The sequence below is a fragment of the Curtobacterium poinsettiae genome (assembly GCF_025677645.1).
GTDB classification, from domain to species: domain Bacteria; phylum Actinomycetota; class Actinomycetes; order Actinomycetales; family Microbacteriaceae; genus Curtobacterium; species Curtobacterium poinsettiae_A.
On sequence record NZ_CP106879.1, the window covers coordinates 1,249,605 to 1,267,756 of the forward strand.

An 18,152-nucleotide genomic window follows, 5' to 3' on the forward strand; every position below is an offset into this window, starting at 1 on the left:
GTGTCCACGCCGGCCCCGCATGAGTTCGCCGGAGCCACGGTCTCCGAGGAGACCTGGCAGCAGGTGGAGGACCGTCTCGCGGGGGCGCCAGTCGGACCGCGTGTCCGCCGTTCGATGGTCCGGCGGGTCATCTGGATCGTGCTGGCCGTCGTCGCCGCGGTTGCAGCCGGGTGGCTGAGCGCCGAACACCTGCCGCGCTTCGAGCTGCCCTCGACCGGAAGTGGCCTGCCGGACTGGGCGTTCTTCGTCATCGTCCCGCTCATGATCGTTGGCCCGGTCTGCTGGGTCACCGCAACCGTCCGAGGCGGTGGACAGTTCCAGAGCGCGCTGTCCGACCCGATGCTCGGGCTTCCTCGTGCCGTCCGCCGACGGATCGAGCGCATGGCTCGTGGGCAGCAGCCCGCCGATCCGCAGCACCGGACCGCGCTCGTCGCACTCGCCGGCCGTCGGCTCGGTCAATCGACATCGACGTTCTGGCTCGCCCTCGGATGGACGCCGTTCGCGTTCGCGCAGTTCCTGCTCAACTGGGCGACGATGTTCGGGCTGCTGTACGCGCTCCTCACCGTGTTCTTCCTCGCGATGCTGCTCTGGACCGTCAGCAAGCGGAAGCAGTGGCGAGCGTTCCTACAGGAGACCGAGCCCCGCGCAGGAGCGGAGCCAGCCCCCGCGAGCTGACCCGGGCCTCCAGGCCATCGCACCGTGCGCGGTCCGTCGGCTGGTGCGAGGTTGCGCGTTCCGTGTGCCGCTCCAGGCTCGCACCGAGCGGGCAACCTCGCACCACTCGAACAAGCGCGCACGCCCCCAACCACCCGCCCCGCACCCACCACCCCGCCGCGCCACCTACCCTTGACGCGTGGCACATCTCCTCGGCGCCGAGAACCTGCATCTCGAGTTCCCCACCAAGGTCGTCTTCGACAACGTCACCCTCGGCATCGACGAGGGTGACCGGATCGGCGTGGTCGGTCGGAACGGCGACGGCAAGTCGACCCTCCTCGCACTGCTGTCGCAGCGCCTCGAGCCGGACGGCGGCCGCGTCACGCACCGCCGCGGGCTGACGATCGGCTACCTGGACCAGCGCGACATCCTGCCCGAGGGCGCGACCGTCGGCAGCACCGTCGTCGGCGAGCTCGAGGAGCACGAGTGGGCCGGCGACCCGAAGATCCGCGACATCATCGGTGGGCTGGTCTCGGACATCCCGTGGGACGTCAGCGTCGACGACCTGTCCGGTGGGCAGCGTCGTCGTGTGGCACTCGCGCGGCTGCTGGTCGGCGACTGGGACGTCCTGTTCCTGGACGAGCCGACCAACCACCTGGACGTCGAGGGCATCGAGTGGCTCGCCGGGCACATCAACCGCCGCTGGTCGTCGAACCAGGGCGGCATGGTCGTCGTGACGCACGACCGGTGGTTCCTCGACGCCGTGTCGACCGACACGTGGGAGGTCCACGACGGCGTCGTCGACCCCTTCGAGGGCGGCTACGCCGCGTACATCCTGCAGCGCGTCGAGCGTGACCGGCAGGCGGCCACGATCGAGCAGCGCCGGCAGAACCTGGCCCGCAAGGAGCTCGCGTGGCTGCGCCGCGGTGCCCCGGCCCGCACGAGCAAGCCGAAGTTCCGCATCGACGCGGCGAACGCCCTGATCGACGACGTCCCGCCCATCCGCGACACGGTCGCGCTGTCCCGGACCGCGACCGCACGCCTCGGCAAGGACGTCGTCGACCTGCTCGACGTGAGCGTCTCGTTCGACGGCACGCAGATCCTCGACCGCATCGAGTGGCGCATCGCCCCGGGGGAGCGGACCGGCATCCTCGGCCCGAACGGTGCCGGCAAGTCGACGCTCCTCAACCTGGTCTCGGGTCGGCTGCAGCCGACGAGCGGGCGGGTGAAGACCGGCAAGACCGTGCAGGTGGCGGTGCTCGACCAGCAGCTCGCCGACCTGCAGCAGTTCGCCGACGACCGCGTGCGCGAGGTCGTGGCGCGCAAGAAGACGAGCTACGTCGCCGACGGCAAGGAGATGACGCCGTCGCAGCTGCTCGAGCGGCTCGGCTTCACCTCGGAGCAGCTCTCCACGCCGGTCAAGGACCTGTCCGGTGGGCAGAAGCGGCGCCTGCAGCTCATGCTCATCCTGCTCGACGAGCCGAACGTGCTCATCCTCGACGAGCCCACCAACGACCTCGACACCGACATGCTCGCCGCCATGGAGGACCTGCTCGACACCTGGCCCGGCACCCTGCTGGTCGTCAGCCACGACCGGTACCTGCTCGAGCGCGTCACCGACCAGCAGTACGCCGTGCTCGGCGGGCACCTGCGCCACCTGCCCGGCGGCGTCGACGAGTACATGCGTCTGCGCGAGGCCGGCACCGGTGGCGGGACCGCCTCTGCGGCTGCCGCCGCATCTGCCGGGAGGCCCGACACCGTCGGCGGGACCGGCTCGGCCGGTGCCGTGGCCGGGTCCAGTGCATCGACGTCCGGTTCCGGGTCTGCCGCGTCGTCGCTGTCGGGCGCGGAGCGTCGCACGGCCGAGAAGGAGATGTCGGCGCTCGACCGGAAGATCGCGAAGGTCGGCGCGGACCGCAAGAAGCTGCTCGACCAGTTCGCGACGCACGACCAGTCCGACTACGCCGGGTTGGGGACGCTCCAGGCTCGTCTGGGGGAGCTCGAGGCGGAGGTCGAGCAGCTCGAGGAGCGCTGGCTCGAGGTCGCGGAGCTGCTCGGGGTCTGAGTCGGTCTACTCGACCGATGCGGGGTCGACCGTCTCCTGGCCGCTGTCCGTCGGTGTGGCGTCCTGGGGTGCCCCACCGCCGGGGTTCGCCACGACCTCCCACAGGTGCCCGTCCGGGTCCTGGAAGAAGCCGGACCACATGCCCCACGGGCGTGTGTACGGCGGTTCGGGCATCGTTGCGCCCGCTGCCTGCGCTCGCTCGAGGAACGCCTCGGCCTCGGCCTGACTGCCCGTGAAGTGCCCGATCGTGCTGCTCGGCGCCGTGGCCAGCTGCACGCCGGAGTCCTTCGCCATGTCGTCCCGGCCGTAGACGCTGACGATCAGGCCGTCGTCGAGAGTGAACATCGCCGTGGTGCCGCCGGCCTGCGTCTCGGTGGCGGGGTATTCGGTGCCGATGACGCCGCTGCCCTCGACGCCGAGCAGGGCGCGGTAGAACTCGGCCGATCGAGCGACGTCGGCGACGGCGAGGGTGATGGCGTGCATGCGCCGCACGCTACGCCGGGGCCGCTCGGCCCGCGTCGCGCTTTCGGTCAGTCCCCGAGACCCAGGATGAGTCGGCGGAGCAGCCCGGCCAACTGGCCCTGCTCGTCGGCGGAGACCCCGGACAGGATGTCGCGCTCGGCGGCCAGCAGGTCCGCGATCGCCGCGTCCACCGCCACCCGGCCCTTGCTCGTCAGCGAGACGAGGATGCCGCGACCGTCCTTCGGGTCGGTCCGTCGGCCCACGAACCCCCGGGCCGCCAGGCGATCAACCCGGTTCGTCATCGTGCCGCTCGACACCAGGGTCTGCTGCAGCAGGGTCTTCGGGCTCAGCTCGTACGGCTCACCCGCTCGCCGCAGGGCGGACAGCACGTCGAACTCCCACGGCTCCATGTCGCTCGCGTCGAAGGCCGTCCGCCGGGCACGGTCCAGGTGTCGGGCGAGCCGGTCCACGCGGGACAGCACCTCGAGCGGGCCGAAGTCGAGGTCGGCACGCTCACGACCCCACGCCGCGACGATGCGATCGACCTCGTCCTCATGCGGCATCCCTCCATCTTGGCCGAACCCGGAGCGGACAGCCAGCCTCGTCGGTCGTGGGAGGATGGAGGAGCACCTGCGGGTGCGTTCCGCCTTGGTGTAATGGCAGCACGACGGCCTTTGGTGCCGTTAGGTCCGGGTTCGAATCCTGGAGGCGGAGCGGTTTCGTGCTCCGAGCCGCACTGGTGCTCGCCCGCACCGGCGGGGAGCTCGTGCTGCACCCCGTGCCCGACGACGAGCTGCCCTTCGCCGAATGCGGACACACGCGACCGGGTGTGTGACGGAGACCACCACCGTGGTGTCCTCGGTCGTCATCGTCGCTGGCCTCCCGGTCTCTCCGGCTGGCGCTCGAACCCGCTGCGCGACACAGCTGGTACCGGATCGCCCGGTTGCCCACCGAGCTCCTGAACGGACTTCGTGGTCGTTCGGCGCAGCTGCCGCAGCTGCCGCAGCGCCGAGTCCGTCGGCGACTCCGGCGTGGCTCGGTAGGTGACGAGGGTCTTGTCCTCTTCCCCCGAGACGCGGAACGACTCGACGTGCAGTTCGAGCGGGCCGACGTCGGGGTGGTCGATGCGGTGGAGGCGGTGGCAGCGGTCCTGGATCTCGTGTCGGGCCCAGAGCCGGGCGAACGTCGGGCTCTTGACGGCCAGTTCGCCGACGAGTGCTGCGAGGTGCGGATCGTTCGGGTGGAAGCCGGCGTCGACCCGGAGCTGTCCCACGACGTCGGCTGCCTTCTGGTGCCAGTCGATGAAGCGGTTCCGGTACTCCGGGTGCAGGAACACCAGCCGCGCCCAGTTGCGCTCCGAGCGGGGGAGACGCGCGAGGTCGCCGAACACGAGCGACCCCAGGGTGTTCCAGGCCAGGATGTCCGATCGTCGGCCGACGATCATCGCAGGGACGTCGCCGAGGACGTCGAGCAGCGACTGCAGTTCCGGTCGGATCGCTGGATCGCTGCAGGTGTTCCTCCGTGCTTCGGCTCGCGGGTTCACGAGGCGGAAGAGATGGTCGGCCTCCACCGGCGTGAGGTGCAGGGCTCGGGACAACGCACCAACGACCTCGTCGGACACCCGGCCGGCGTCACCCTGTTCCAACCGCGTGTAGTAGGCCGGGGAGACGCCGGCGAGCATGGCGACCTCTTCGCGCCGCAGTCCCGGTACCCGGCGGCGACCACCCGCTGGCAGTCCGACGTCGTCCGGCCGTATCCGCGCCCGCCTCGCGGCGAGGAACCGTCCCAGTTCCTGTCCCTCGTCCTCGTCGGCGGTCACCAGCGGAGCCACCGGATCGGACGAGGAGGGCATCTGACCAGTATGTGGGCGATCGCTCCGGTTTCCCCACCACTGCCAGTGGTACCCACGGCGGACGTACGCAGCAGGAGGGTCTGGCTCCGGACGGTGTCCGGGGTGAGTGTTGACGTGTTCGTGGGGCAGGACTCGCCCTGCTCCGGCACCACCGTCGAGGAGAACCACCCATGCCGATCGTCCCCGCCTACGCCGCTGCAGCCGCCGGAGCCCCCTTGGAGCCGACGACGGTCGAACTCCGGGAACTCGGTGCGCACGACGTCCTCATCGACGTCCGGTTCACCGGCCTGTGCCACACCGACATCCACCTGACGCGCGACGAGTGGGGTCCGGGGACGTACCCGATGGTCCCGGGACACGAGATCGCGGGCACCGTGGCCGCCGTCGGCTCCGCGGTCACCGCGCACCAGGTCGGTGACCGTGTCGGCGTGGGGTGCCTGGTCGACTCCTGTGGCGAGTGCGAGCGTTGTCTCGCAGGCCAGGAGCAACAGTGCCTCCGGGGTGCCACCGACACGTACAACGCGATCGGCCGCGACGGGAAGCCGACGTACGGCGGGTACGCGAAGCAGGTCGTCGTCACCGAGGCCTTCGTCCTCCGCATCCCGGACGCCCTTCCGCTCGACGTCGCTGCACCGCTGCTCTGCGCGGGCGTCACCACGTACTCTCCGCTGAAACGCTGGAACGCCGGCCCCGGCAAGGAGGTCGCGGTCGTCGGGCTCGGCGGTGTCGGCCACATGGCGGTGAAGATCGCCCACGCCATGGGCGCAGAGGTCACGGTGCTGTCCCAGACGCTCAGCAAGCAGGAGGACGGGTTGCGTCTCGGTGCGGCGGGCTACCGTGCGACGTCGGACCCGGCGATCTTCACCGAGCTCGCCGGCCGTTTCGACCTCATCCTGTCGACCGTGTCCGCCCCGATCGACCTCAGCGCCTACCTCGGCCTCCTGCACGCCGAGGGGACCATGGTCATGGTCGGCATCCCCGACGAGCCGCTGCCGCTGCACGCCTTCTCCTTGGTCGCCGGCAACCGGGCACTCGCCGGTTCCATGATCGGCGGCATCGCCGAGACCCAGGAGATGCTCGACTTCTGCGCGGAGCACGGCCTCGGCGCGGAGATCGAGACGGTCGCCGCGTCGGACATCAACGACTCCTACACGCGGATACTGAGGAGCGACGTCCGGTACCGGTTCGTGCTGGACGCCAACACGATCTGACGCCGCGCCGCGCCGCACCGCGCCGCGCGGCGTCGTATCGCACCGCGCTCGAGCCGGAGCTCGAGCTCCCGTCGACGTCCCACGACGGTGCCGCCGACCGGTCGTCGGCGGCACCGTCGACGCCGTGGTCAGTCGGTCCGCTCGGCGGCTCGGATCTCCTCGATGCGTTCGCCCTGCCCGCCGATCTGCTCCAGCTCGTGCGCCAGCTGTTCGAGCTCGGCACCGCCGGCCATCATGCCGGTCAGTTCCGGCAGGGTGATCTCGTCCTTCTCGAAGTAGCCGATGCTCTTGCCCCGTCGGAGCAGCAGGAACCGGTCGCCGACGGGGTAGGCGTGGTGGGGGTTGTGGGTGATGAAGATGACGCCGAGACCACGATCGCGCGCTCGGAGGATGTACTTCAGCACGACCCCGGACTGCTTCACCCCGAGTGCGGCGGTGGGTTCGTCGAGTATCAGGGCCTTGGCGCCGAAGTAGACGGCCCGGGCGATGGCGACGCACTGACGCTCACCGCCCGACAGGGTGCCGATCGGCTGGTCGACGTCGCGCAGGTCGATGCCTATCTCGAGTAGTTCGTGCTTCGTGATGTCCTTCATCCGCTGGACGTCGAGCACTCCGAGGCGCTTCCGGAGCTCCGAGCCGAGGAAGAAGTTCCGCCAGATGGGCATGAGCGACACGACCGCCAGGTCCTGGTAGACCGCGGCGATGCCGGCGTCGAGCGCTTCGCGTGGCGAGGAGAGTCTCCGGTCCTCACCCATGATGGAGAACGTCCCGGCCGAGTGCTCGTGCAGGCCGGCGATGATCTTGATCAGCGTGGACTTGCCGGCACCGTTGTCACCGAGGACGCACGTCACGCGGGCTGCGTCGACGTCCATCGAGATGTCGGACAGCGCGATGACGTTGCCGTAGTGCTTCCCGACGTCGCGCAGGGAGATCAGGTGCGGTGCGCCGGCGACGGTCTCGGAGCTGTCGGAGACCGGGACTGCGACGGATTCGGTGGTGGGTGTGTCGGTCATCACTTCTGCTCCGCTCGCTTCTTCACGATGAGGTTGATGATCGTGGCCAGTAGGAGCATCAGCCCGAGGAAGAACTTGAACCAGTCCGGGTTCCACTGCGCGTAGACGATGCCCTTGTTGGCCATCCCGAAGATGAACGCACCGATCGCTCCGCCCAGTGCCGATCCGTACCCGCCGGTGAGCAGGCATCCGCCGATCACCGCGGCGATGATGTAGAGGAACTCGTTCCCCACTCCTTCGCCGGACTGCACGACGTTGAAGGCGAACAGGTTGTGCATCCCGGCGATCCAGGCGCAGAACCCGACGCCCATGAACAGGCCGATCTTGGTCTTGGTGACGGGGACGCCGACCGCGCGGGCGGCGTTCTCGTCGCCGCCGACGGCGAAGATCCAGTTGCCCACGCGGGTCCGGAGCAGGATGAACGACGCGATCGCGACGAGGACCACCCAGATGAAGACGGTGACCTTCACGTTCACGCCGCCGATCGGGATGTCGGCCGCGAACACCTGCTGTGCGACGGCGAACCCGTCGAGCTGTGACACGTCGGGTGACGAGACCCCGCCGGCGATGATGCGGGTGATCGCGAGGTTCAGTCCGGTGAGCATCAGGAACGTCGCCAGGGTCACGATGAAGCTGGGCAGCTTGGTCCGGACGAGGATCCAGCCGTTCAGGGCGCCGACGCCGAGCGACAGGACGAGGCCGAGCGCGACGCCGACCCAGATGTTCGTCGCGAAGTACCAGGAGAACAGGCTCGCGGTGAGCGAGGACGAGATGACGCCGACACCGGCGGACAGGTCGAACTCCCCGCCGATCATGAGGAGTGAGACGCCGACGGCCATGATGCCGATCGTCGACGAGCCGTACAGGACGGTGGAGATGGAGTCGGCCTGCACGAAGACGGGAGCGATGATCGCGAAGAACACGAACATCGCGATCGCCCCGACGACGGCACCGACCTCGGGACGGCTGAGGGCTCTGCGGAGTGGACTGCGGCGGGCGATGCGTTCGTCGCCGGCCGGGATGGCGGTTGCGGTGGTCATGAGGGTTCCGTTCTGCGGGTCCGGTCTGGAGGGTCGGCGTGGGTCCGCAGCGTCGGCTGCGGACCCACGCGGGGCCGGATCAGCGGATGCCCTGCTCCGCGTACTCCAGGACGGCGTCGACGTTGTCCCGGTCGACGATGGTGGGGCCGGTGAGCGTCGGCTGGCCGCCGCCGAGTTCGAAGCCGCCCTGCTCGTACATGACGAGAGAGTCGACGGCTTCGTAGCCCTGCAGGAACGGCTGCTGGTCGACGGTGAAGAGCACATCGCCGTCCTTGACGCTCTTCGCGAGGTCGGCGTTCAGGTCGAACGACGCGATCTTCACGTCACTGCTGGCTGCGGCGACGGCCTTCTGGATGACGGCGGTGTACGGCGCACCGAGGCCCACGATCGAGTCGGCGGTCTCGTCCGCCTGCAGCTTCGCGGTGACGGTCGACTGCACGGCGCTGTTGTCGGTGCCGTTGACGTAGAGCGTCTCGGTGTCGGGGAGGACCTTCTTGATGCCGGCGCACCGCTGGTCGAGTGCCACGTTGCCCTGTTCCTGCACGACGCAGATCGGCTTGCTGAGGCCCTCCGCCTTGAGCTCGTCACCGACCGCAGCACCGGCCACGTCCTCGTCCTGGCCGAAGTGCGCGAGGATGCCGAGGTCCTTGTAGGCGGCGCTCCCGGCGTTGAGGGAGACGACCGGGATGCCGGCCTCGGTCGCCGCCTCGACGGAGCTCTTCAGCGCGTCGGGCTTCGCGAGCGACACGGCGATGCCGTCGACCTTCTGGTCGGTGTACTGCTGCACGAGCTGCGCCTGCTTCGACCCGTCGGGGTCCGACGCGTAGACGAGCTTGACACCGTTCTTCTTCGCGGCGTCCTCGGCGCCCTTGCGGACGATGTCCCAGAAGGTGTCGCCGGCGGACGCGTGTGTGACCAGGGCGATGGTGAGCCCGGAGCTCTTGCCGCCGCTGGAGGCTCCAGCGGCATCGTTCGTCGTGCGACCGCCCTGGCTGGAGCAGCCGGCCAGGGCGAGGGTTCCTGCTGCGACGACGGCGGTCAGGCTGATGAGTGCAGGGATGCGCTTCACGGGGGACTCCTTTGTCTCGTGTTCCGATCCCGTCGTCCGGCGGTGGACGAGCGGGCGCCTGGTGCTGTGGGACCGGCTCGTCGGGTGTGACATCTCCGTCGATGCCGACCGGTCTCCGAGCGGTGCCGCCGGGTCGATCCGGCGTTCCTGCTGAGGATTGTGAGGAAAGTAGCACGTGCAACTCGCACGTGCTAGTGCCAGTTTTGTTCTTTGTCGGAACCAGTGGTGCGTTGCTCCTGGAGCGGCTCTGCGGACTCGACGGAGAACACGCTCGGCGAGAGCTGCGCGACGATGCTGCACGTCCGACCGGTGAACAGGTCGGCGATGTCGGTGCGGATCCGCAGCATGAGGGTCGTTCCCGTCGTCGCCGGGTCCAGGTCGACCCGCGTCCGGCGTCGGCAGCCTTCCCATCCACGGTTCCCGCCGAGGACGTCGATGTCCGCGAGCTCGTCGGGGGTCTTCCACGAGGCGGGGTGCAGGGTGACCTGGAACTGTCCGACGGTTGCTCCGTGCGCGACGGCCGTCACCTGCACGGACGGTCCGGAAGGGACATCCGGCAGGAGGGCGAGGGCTTCGGTGGCGTGGATCCGGACGGTCGTCGTCGGCGGCATCCGTTGCGCCGTGGTGACGAACGTACCGATGCCCTGACGTCGCTGGACGAGGCCCTGAGCGGCGAGGTGACGAACGGCGCGGACGACGGTGTGTCGACTCGCACCGAAGGAGCCCGCGAGTTCGTGCTCCCCGGGGAGTCGCGAGCCGACGGGGAGCGAGCCGCTGGTGATCGCCTGCTCGATCGCCGACGCGATTCCCCGCCACAGGAGGGCGTCCGGGGTGGCGGGGAACGCGTCCGACGGCACGTTCAGACAGCGCTGGGTTCGGCCACCGGGAACGCTCGGCGGAAGGCTGCCAGGGCGTCCTCGCTCGAGTCGCGTGCCCAGCCCTCGAGGCCGACCACGCCGGTGTACCCGATGCGTGTCAGGGCCCGTGCGACGGCCGGGTAGGCGATCTCGCCGGTGCCCGGCTCGAACCGTCCGGGCACGTCGGCCACCTGGATCTCTCCGATGAGCGGCTGTGCTCGCTGGATGAGCTCGATGAGGTTCCCTTCACCGATCTGCGCGTGGTACAGGTCGAGGTTGAGCCGGAGGTACGGGCTGTCGACCGCCTCGACGAGCGTGATGGTGTCGGCCGCGCGGGCGAACGGCGTGCCGGGGTGGTCGACCGCGGTGTTCAGGTTCTCCAGCGTGAAGACGCGTCCGGCTCGCTCACCGAGTGCGGCGACCTGCTCGAGCGTGTTCGCCGCGGTCAACCAATCGGCCGCCGACACCGTCTCGCGGGGGAGCACGGGGAGCCCGGATCCATCGAGGCCGGTGCCGTGCAGGTTGAGACGGGGGCTGTCGATGACGGCGGCGGCCTCGAGTGACTGTTCCGCGGTGCGGAGGAGTTCGGCGATGCCGTCCTCGTCTGTCAGGTTGCCTGCCAAGTACCCGGTCATCGACGAGAAGGTCGCTCCGGTGTCCGCCAGGGCGGCCAGGTCCTTGGTCGTCCAGTCCCAGATCTCCACCTGGAACCCCCGCTCGTCGAGCGCGCGCACCCGCTCCTCGAACGGGAGATCGGTGAAGAGCATCTCCGCCGACGCGGCGAGCGTCACGCCCCGAGCCTCGGTCGGCACACTCACGCGACGCCCCCGTCCTCGCCGAAGCGCACGACCGTGTTCCGTTCGACCGATGCGCGACAGGCGAGGGCGATCGCGAGGGCTGCCCTGGCGTCCTCGCCGCGGGCGCCGACGACCTCGCCGGTCCGGACCGCTTCGGCGAACGAGGCAAGCTCGTCGGTGTACGCCTGGTGGAAGAGGTCGATGTTCAGTCGAGTGGTGTCGGTCGACTCGCCGTCGGCACCGTAGTAGCGCATGGACGTCGCGCGGACGTCGCCCGCCGTGACCATGCCGGCGTCGCCGAAGACCTCGCCGCGGACGTCGTACCCGTAGACGGCCGAGAAGTTCGCCTCGGCGACCGCGATGGCACCGTTGTCGTAGCGGATCGTGACGACGGCGGTGTCGAGCAGGCCGCCGTCCTTGAAGTCGGGAGCCACGAGTGCGTCCGCGAGGGCGACGACCTCGACCGGCTTCGCGCCGGCGTTGAACCAGTTGAGCGTGTCGAAGTCGTGGATGAGGGTCTCGTTGAAGATGGTCCACGGTTTGACGGCCCCGGGGTTCGCGAGCCCGGGGTCGCGCGTCAGCGACCGGAGCAGCTGCGGAGTGCCGACCCTGCCGTCACGGACGACCCGCCCGGCGGTGGCGAAGTCGGTGGAGAACCGGCGGTTGAAGCCGACCTGCAAGGGGACGCCGGCGCTCGACGCCGCAGCGATGGCGCGGTCGGCGTCCTCGAGTGTGAGGGCCATCGGCTTCTCGACGAACACGGCCTTGCCCGCCTCTGCGGCGCGGACCACCAGATCCGTGTGTGTGAACGCCGGAGAAGCGATCACGACGCCGTCGATGTCCGGCTCGGCCAGCAGTTCGGCGGCGTCGAGGAACGTCCTGTCGACTCCGAGCGGGCCGGCGACGCGTTGTGCGGCACCGGGGACGGGGTCGGCGACCGCGGCGAGGGCTGCACCAGGGAGCCGACGGGCGATGGACTCGGCGTGGAACGCGCCGATCCAACCGGAGCCGATCAGCCCCAGCCGGACGGGGCGGGTCGGGCCGGCTCGGCCGGACGAGGCCTCGGCGACGGGGGTGGAGAGGGTCATGGGTGCCTCCAGCACATCGTTGTGCGGCGCTGTCCTGCACAGCAGCCGGTGCGGGCAAGGTAGCACGTGCTAGGCGCACGTGCCAGTACACGTCCGCCTCGCGGTCGCTCGCGTCGTCCACGGCAAACGGCCGGGCGCGTGCCACGATGGGGTGTGCCCGAACAGCGCCCGACGATGAAGGACGTTGCTGACAAGGTGGGAGTGTCTCGTCAGCTCGTCTCGCTCGTGTTGCGCGATCTCCCCGGCGCGAGCGGCGAGACCAGGCGGCGCGTGCGAGAAGTGGCGCAGGAGATCGGCTACTACCCCGATGCCTCCGCTCGGGTCCTCCGCGGGCACCGGAGTTTCCAGCTCGGTGTCCTCTTCACCATGCACGAGCCGTTCGAGATCGACCTCGTCGAAGCGCTGCTGCGCGAGGCCTCGTCGAGGGGGTACTCCCTGGTGTTGGGGCCGCTGACCGCCGAGCGCACACAGCGCAGCGTCGTCGCTGAGCTGCTGGGGCAGCGGATCGAAGGCCTCATCGTCCTCGCCGCTGACGGAGGCGGTTCCCGCATCTCCGACCTGCCCGAGCGGATCCCGGTCGTGCAGCTCGGTGGCCCGCGCAGTGACGGCCCGGTGGACGACGTCCGCGTCGACGACCAGATCGGCATCGCCCTGCTCCTCGACCACCTCGTGGGACTCGGGCACCGCGCCATCACCCACGTCACCGGCGGGGCGGGTCCGAACGCCGCCGAGCGGCGGAGCGAGTACTGCGCGGCGATGACCGGACGAGGCCTCGCTCCGGACGTCGTCGAGGCCGAGTACACCGAGGAGGCCGGGGCACATGCAGCAGAGGTCCTGCTCGCCCGGCCGGATCTCCCGACCGCGATCCTCGCCGCGAACGACCGGTGCGCGACGGGGGTGCTCGGCACGCTCGTCCGTCGGGGGATCGCCGTCCCGAACGACGTCTCGATCGTCGGGTTCGACGACAGCTCGGTCGCGCGCCTGCCCTACGTCGAGCTGACCACGGTCCGTCACGATCCGCGGCGGCTCGCGGCGCAAGCGCTCGACGCCGTCACCGCACGCATCGATTCCCCCGGGGCTGAGCGCGTGGCCCGCCGCGATGCGCCCGAACTCGTCATCCGCCGCAGCACGGGCCCGGCACGCTCCTAGTCGCTCCGAGGCGCTGCGCTGCGCTCGACCGTCGGGTGAGTACTGTCCACGGCGACTAGCACGTGCTACTGTCCTCGTCGTCGCCTTGTCAGGACAAAGGAGTTCCCATGTCGAGCACCACCGACCGCACCCCGGCCGAGCGGGTCCCGCTGCCCCCACTCACGCATGGGCCACACCGGAAGCGCCTGGGCGTCGTCGCCCTCGTCGCGACCTTCGGTGGCCTCGCCTTCGGGTACGACACGAGCGTCATCAACGGCGCCCTCGACCCGATGGTCCGCGAGCTCGGGCTCACCCCGCTCACCGAGGGGGTGGTCACGAGCTCCCTGCTCTTCGGCGCCGCCGTCGGCGCCATTCTGGGTGGTCGCCTGTCGGACGCGTGGGGACGGCGGAAGACGCTGATCCTCCTCGCCACCCTCTTCTTCGTCGGCACCCTCGTCTGTGTCTTCGCTCCGACGTTCGGTGTGATGGTCATCGGCCGGTCCCTGCTCGGTCTGGGGGTCGGCGGCGCGTCCACCGTCGTGCCGGTGTTCCTCGCGGAGCTGGCGCCGTACGAGATCCGCGGTTCGCTCGCCGGTCGCAACGAGATGATGATCGTCTCCGCCCAGTTGGCTGCCTTCGTCGTGAACGCGATCATCGGCAACACCCTCGGCGAGGGCAACGGTGTCTGGCGGATCATGCTCTCGGTGCAGATCCTGCCCGCGATCGGACTGTTCGTCGGCATGCTCCGGATGCCCGAATCGCCCCGTTGGCTGGTCGATCACGGACGCACGGACGAGGCGCTGCGCGTGCTCGCCACCATCCGCTCGAAGGACCGCGCCGAGGCCGAAGTGCAGGACATCGCGCAGGTCGCGAGTGCGGACGCGGAGGTCGTCAAGATGGACTGGCGCAGCATCCTCCGGAACAAGTGGCTCGTCCGCATCGTGCTGATCGGCATCGGGATCGGGGTCTTCCAGCAGCTCACCGGCATCAACTCGATCCTCTACTACGGCCAAACCGTCCTAAAGGAGGCGGGTTTCTCATCGAGCGCTGCGCTCATCGCCAACATCGCTCCCGGTGTGATCTCCGTGATCGGTGCGGTCGTGGCGCTCCGTATGATCGACCACGTCAGTCGCCGGAAGACCTTCATCGCGGGCTACGCGCTCACCACCCTCTGCCACCTGCTGATCGGCCTCGGCGCTCTGCTGCTCCCCGCCGGCAATCCGGCGCGACCGTGGGTCCTGTTCGTGCTCATCGTCGCCTTCGTCGGCTCGATGCAGACCTTCCTCAACGTCGCGACCTGGGTGACGCTGTCCGAGGTCTTCCCGCTGAAGATGCGGGCGTTCGGCATGGGGGTGTCGGTGTTCATGCTCTGGATCACCAACGCGTTCCTCGGGCTCTCCTTCCCGACGATCGTCAACGGGATCGGCATCACCGGCTCGTTCTTCGCCTTCGCGGTGGTGAACGCGGTCGCGCTGGTCTTCGTGACGAAGCAGCTCCCGGAGACCCACGGCGCCACCCTCGAGCAGCTCGAAGAAGACGTCACGACAGGGTCCATCCACGTCCGCACACCCCGTTCGTGACCTGTACTACTGCCGTGAAGTGATATCACAGTGAAGGTACTCTGATCGGCGGGGCAGCACTCCGCTGCCCGACGAGCAGAGGATCACCCATGGCGACCGTGCCCCACCACCGACCGCGCGTCCTGATCACCGGCGCGAGCGTCGCCGGACCCGCACTGGCGTGGGGGCTCGATCGATCCGGGTTCGACGTCACCCTGCTGGAGCGGTCGCCACAGCAGCGCACCACCGGTCAGAACATCGACGTGCGCGGACCGGGGCACGAGGTGCTCCGGCGGATGGGTCTCCGCGACACCGTGATGCAACACCTCACGGGCGAAGCGGGCACCCGGTACGTGGACGACGAGGGTGCCCCGTACGCCACGTTCCCGAAGGCCGAGGGGCAGGACGGCCCGACCGCCGAGATCGAGATCCTGCGCGGGACGTTCGCCGGGATCCTCGTCGATGCGTTGCCGGACACGATCGAGCGCCGCTACGGGGACTTCATCACCGGAGCCGAGCAGGACGACACCGGGGTGGACGTCCGGTACGACAGCGGCGCTCCGGAGCGGTTCGACCTGGTCGTCGTCGCCGAGGGCAGGAGCTCGCGGAGCCGCCGGATCCTGTTCGCCGACGAGACCGAGTACCGCGACTTCGGCGTCAGCATCACCTACGGCACCATCGACCGGATCAGCAGCGACACCGACCACTGGGACTGGTACACGGCACCGCGTGGACGTGTCGCGTCGATCCGCCCGGACAACGAGGGGACGATCCGGGCGAGCATGTCGTTCGAGTCGGAGCCGATGGGTTTCGAGCAGCTCCCCGTCGACGTGCAGCTGCGGATCCTGCGCGAGCGCTTCCGGGGAGCGGGGTGGCAGACCGAGCGGATCCTCGACGGGTTCACCGAGCGGTCCGACGAGTTCTACACGCAGCGGATGGAGCAGGTCGTCGTGTCGCGGTGGAGCAAGGGTCGGATCGCCCTGCTCGGTGACGCTGCCTGGGGCTCCGGGCCGACCGGCATGGGCACCACGCTGTCACTGGTCGGCGCACACATCCTGGCCGGGGAGCTGGCGCGGACGATCGAGCCCGGCACGGGCTTCGCGATCGCGGACGCCTTCGCGCGCTACGAGGACCTGCTCCGCGGGTACGCCGACAGCGCCCAGGGCCTGCCCCGCGGCGGTGCACGCCTGCTGCACCCGTCGTCGACGACCGGAGTCCGCGCGATGCGGACGGTGTTCCGGGTGGCGTCCCTCGGTCCGGTCCGCGGTTTCGCCCAGAAGTACCTGCTGACGAGCGAGAAGCACGTCCCCGTCTTGCCGCACTACCCGACACTGCAGGGGGCACCGAACGCGGGAGAATCGGTCGCATGACCGACCTGCGCTCCCAGACCCTCGAGGCGCTCCGCCACTACGCCGTCCGGTACCAGGAGTCGGCGTTGCACTTCGCGGCGTGGATGGAGCTGCCGACGTCGGACGGCGTCGCGCTGGGGGAGATCCTCTGGGCCGAGAACGAGGGCGAGCCGATGACCGGCACGCGTCTCGCCCGGCGGATCGGGATTACCTCGGGTGCGGCGAACGCGTTGGTCAACCGACTCGAGGAGCGCGGGTTGGTCGAGCGGAGCCGTGAGAGCACGGACCGCCGGATCGTCACCCTCCGCGTCACCGAGCTGACCCGAGAGCGCAGTAGCGGGTTCCTCGGGGCACGCGCCGCAGAACTGGACGCGGCGCTCGCTTCGTACGACGACGCAACGCTGACGGCGGTGCGGGACTTCCTGCTGCGGTTCGCCGCTGTCCTGCCGCAGGAGACGGCCGCGCCCGAGCGCTGACGGGACCGGTCCGGTCAGCCGCCCGTCACCACGAACTGGGCGCGTAGTCCTTCAGGAAGACGCCGAACACGTCCTCGCCCGCTTCGCCTCGGACGATCGGGTCGTAGACACGGGCCGCCCCGTCGACCAGGTCGAGCGGCGCGTGGAAGCCCTCTTCCGCGAGCCGGACCTTCGTGGGGTGCGGCCGTTCGTCGGTGATCCAGCCGGTGTCGACGCTCGTCATCAGGATGTCGTCGGTCTCGAACATCTCCTGCGCGCTCGTGCGGGTGAGCATGTTCACGGCGGCCTTCGCCATGTTCGTGTGCGGGTGTCCCGGCCCCTTGTAGGCGCGGCCGAACACGCCTTCCATGGCACTGACGTTCACCACGTAGGTGCGGCGTCCCGTGCTCGCGGCCATCGCGGGGCGGAGCTTCGAGATCAGGATGAACGGTGCCGTGGTGTTGGCCAGCTGGACCTCGAGCATCTCGAGCGGGTCGACCTCGTCGACGGCTTGCGTCCACGAGTTCTCGTCGTGCAGGTCGGGGACCAGGCCGCCGGCGTCGATCGCGGTGCCCAGGGCGAGCCGTTCGAGCGAGCTCGATCCCGGTGCCATCGCCTGTTCCGTCAGTTCGTCGGCTCGGGCTGCGGCCGCCGCGAGGATCGGGTGCGCGGCCACCGAGCGGGCGAGCGCCAGCGGGTGCTGGTCGTTCGTGTGCCCGAAGGTGACGAGTTCGGGCAGCGGTCCGTCGGGCAACGGCGCGAGTTCCGCGTCGACCAGCGGCTGGTAGGCCCCGGTCGACCGGCGCACGGTCTGCGTCGCGTTGTTGATCAGGATGTCGAGGGGACCGGATGCGGCGACGTCCTCGGCGAGCCCGATCACCTGCGCGGGGTCGCGCAGGTCGATGCCGACGACCTTCAACCGGTCCATCCAGTCGGCGGCGTCGGGCAGGCTCGCGAACCGGCGTACGGCGTCTCGGGGGAACCGCGTGGTGATGGTGGTGTGGGCGCCGTCGCGCAGCAGCCGGAGGGCGATGTACATGCCGATCTTCGCGCGGCCACCGGTGAGCAGCGCCCGCTTGCCGGTCAGGTCCGTCCGGGCGTCGCGCTTCGCGTGGCTCATGCGAGCGCACGCCGGGCAGAGCTGGTGGTAGAACGCGTCGACGACCGTGTAGTGCTGCTTGCACATGTAGCAGGGCCGCGATTTCAGCAGCGTGCCGGCGGTCGTCGACGCGGTCGAGGTGCTGATCGGGACGCCGCGGGTCTCGTCGTCGATCCGGTCGGCGGCACCTGTGGCGGTGGCGGCGATCACCCGACGGTCGGCCTCGGCGATGACGCTGCGCTTCTCGAGACGGTGCGCACGCTTGACCGCCTTGAACATCTTCGCGGTGGCCTGGCGGACCCGGATGAAGTCCGGATGCGTCTCGTCGATCGACGGCAGCTGCTCGAGCACCCGGAGCGCGACGCTCAGGTCGTCGGGGTCGATGCCGCTGGGTTCGGGGTGCTCGGAGCTCACACGCGATCCTACGTCGGGACCGAGGGCCGAACAGACGAGC

Annotated in this window: 17 protein-coding genes, 1 tRNA gene and 1 pseudogene; 9 read left to right on the forward strand and 10 right to left on the reverse strand. The window is 69.7% G+C overall.

Going from position 1 to position 18,152, the window contains the following annotated elements; translation table 11 throughout:
- The 3 genes and pseudogenes from OE229_RS06210 to OE229_RS06215 all read left to right on the forward strand — a co-directional run bounded on the left by OE229_RS06210 (position 1) and on the right by OE229_RS06215 (position 2,719).
- Complete coding sequence (locus OE229_RS06210; protein ID WP_209133192.1) at positions 1-675, forward strand: hypothetical protein; 675 nt, start codon at positions 1-3, stop codon at positions 673-675.
- A 280-nt stretch (positions 676-955) separates the two neighbouring features.
- Positions 956-1,322, forward strand: a pseudogene (locus OE229_RS18155) (ATP-binding cassette domain-containing protein); the annotation flags it as partial.
- Between the two features lie 23 nt (positions 1,323-1,345).
- The gene (locus tag OE229_RS06215; protein WP_410007333.1) at positions 1,346-2,719 is read left to right on the forward strand and encodes an ABC-F family ATP-binding cassette domain-containing protein; all 1,374 of its coding nucleotides are present in this window, start codon (positions 1,346-1,348) and stop codon (positions 2,717-2,719) included.
- A 6-nt stretch (positions 2,720-2,725) separates the two neighbouring features.
- On the opposite strand, the gene OE229_RS06220 is transcribed toward OE229_RS06215, so the two are convergent.
- Both OE229_RS06220 and OE229_RS06225 read right to left on the reverse strand, forming a co-directional pair.
- A complete protein-coding gene (locus OE229_RS06220; protein WP_262136990.1) occupies positions 2,726-3,202 on the reverse strand; it encodes a VOC family protein in 477 nt (158 codons plus the stop codon).
- A gap of 47 nt (positions 3,203-3,249) precedes the next feature.
- On the reverse strand, positions 3,250-3,744 hold the full coding sequence (locus OE229_RS06225; RefSeq protein ID WP_071406000.1) for a MarR family winged helix-turn-helix transcriptional regulator: 495 nt from the start codon (positions 3,742-3,744) through the stop codon (positions 3,250-3,252).
- 79 nt (positions 3,745-3,823) lie between these two features.
- Here OE229_RS06225 and OE229_RS06230 point away from each other — a divergent pair.
- Positions 3,824-3,895 (forward strand) — tRNA-Gln (locus OE229_RS06230).
- Between the two features lie 151 nt (positions 3,896-4,046).
- Here OE229_RS06230 and OE229_RS06235 read toward each other — a convergent pair.
- Positions 4,047-5,033, reverse strand: a complete 987-nt coding sequence (locus OE229_RS06235; RefSeq protein WP_262136993.1) for a helix-turn-helix transcriptional regulator — start codon at positions 5,031-5,033, stop codon at positions 4,047-4,049.
- Positions 5,034-5,203: 170 nt separating this feature from the next.
- On the opposite strand from OE229_RS06235, the gene OE229_RS06240 reads away from it, so the two are divergent.
- Positions 5,204-6,244, forward strand: coding sequence for an NAD(P)-dependent alcohol dehydrogenase (locus tag OE229_RS06240; RefSeq protein WP_262136995.1), 1,041 nt, complete (start codon positions 5,204-5,206; stop codon positions 6,242-6,244).
- 128 nt (positions 6,245-6,372) lie between these two features.
- Here the strand turns inward: OE229_RS06240 and OE229_RS06245 are convergent, their stop codons facing one another.
- The 6 genes from OE229_RS06245 to OE229_RS06270 form a co-directional block, all read right to left on the reverse strand.
- Positions 6,373-7,257, reverse strand: coding sequence for an ATP-binding cassette domain-containing protein (locus tag OE229_RS06245; protein ID WP_262136997.1), 885 nt, complete (start codon positions 7,255-7,257; stop codon positions 6,373-6,375).
- Positions 7,257-8,297 carry an ABC transporter permease gene (locus tag OE229_RS06250; protein WP_262136999.1) on the reverse strand — a complete coding sequence of 347 codons (1,041 nt, stop codon included), beginning with the start codon at positions 8,295-8,297 and terminating at the stop codon, positions 7,257-7,259. The genes OE229_RS06245 and OE229_RS06250 overlap by 1 nt, the downstream gene beginning before the upstream one ends.
- 79 nt (positions 8,298-8,376) lie before the next feature.
- Complete coding sequence (locus OE229_RS06255) at positions 8,377-9,366, reverse strand: substrate-binding domain-containing protein (RefSeq protein WP_262137001.1); 990 nt, start codon at positions 9,364-9,366, stop codon at positions 8,377-8,379.
- A gap of 191 nt (positions 9,367-9,557) precedes the next feature.
- On the reverse strand, positions 9,558-10,223 hold the full coding sequence (locus OE229_RS06260; protein WP_262137003.1) for a GntR family transcriptional regulator: 666 nt from the start codon (positions 10,221-10,223) through the stop codon (positions 9,558-9,560).
- Between the two features lie 2 nt (positions 10,224-10,225).
- Positions 10,226-10,990 (reverse strand): TIM barrel protein, encoded by a 765-nt coding sequence (locus OE229_RS06265; RefSeq protein ID WP_262140095.1) that lies wholly within the window; start codon positions 10,988-10,990, stop codon positions 10,226-10,228.
- Between the two features lie 47 nt (positions 10,991-11,037).
- Entirely contained in the window at positions 11,038-12,108 is a 1,071-nt protein-coding gene (locus OE229_RS06270; RefSeq protein WP_262137005.1) for a Gfo/Idh/MocA family oxidoreductase, read from the reverse strand.
- Positions 12,109-12,261: 153 nt separating this feature from the next.
- Between OE229_RS06270 and OE229_RS06275 the strand changes: the two genes are divergently transcribed.
- From OE229_RS06275 to OE229_RS06290, 4 genes are all read left to right on the forward strand, one after another.
- Complete coding sequence (locus tag OE229_RS06275) at positions 12,262-13,257, forward strand: LacI family DNA-binding transcriptional regulator (RefSeq protein ID WP_262137007.1); 996 nt, start codon at positions 12,262-12,264, stop codon at positions 13,255-13,257.
- A 107-nt stretch (positions 13,258-13,364) separates the two neighbouring features.
- The gene (locus OE229_RS06280; protein ID WP_262137009.1) at positions 13,365-14,816 is read left to right on the forward strand and encodes a sugar porter family MFS transporter; all 1,452 of its coding nucleotides are present in this window, start codon (positions 13,365-13,367) and stop codon (positions 14,814-14,816) included.
- Positions 14,817-14,905: 89 nt separating this feature from the next.
- Positions 14,906-16,165 carry an FAD-dependent monooxygenase gene (locus tag OE229_RS06285; RefSeq protein WP_262137011.1) on the forward strand — a complete coding sequence of 420 codons (1,260 nt, stop codon included), beginning with the start codon at positions 14,906-14,908 and terminating at the stop codon, positions 16,163-16,165.
- Positions 16,162-16,620, forward strand: coding sequence for a MarR family winged helix-turn-helix transcriptional regulator (locus OE229_RS06290; protein ID WP_262137013.1), 459 nt, complete (start codon positions 16,162-16,164; stop codon positions 16,618-16,620). The genes OE229_RS06285 and OE229_RS06290 overlap by 4 nt, the downstream gene beginning before the upstream one ends.
- Positions 16,621-16,645: 25 nt before the next feature.
- Here the strand turns inward: OE229_RS06290 and OE229_RS06295 are convergent, their stop codons facing one another.
- Positions 16,646-18,112 (reverse strand): SDR family oxidoreductase, encoded by a 1,467-nt coding sequence (locus OE229_RS06295; protein ID WP_182066179.1) that lies wholly within the window; start codon positions 18,110-18,112, stop codon positions 16,646-16,648.
- Positions 18,113-18,152 lie beyond the last annotated feature (40 nt).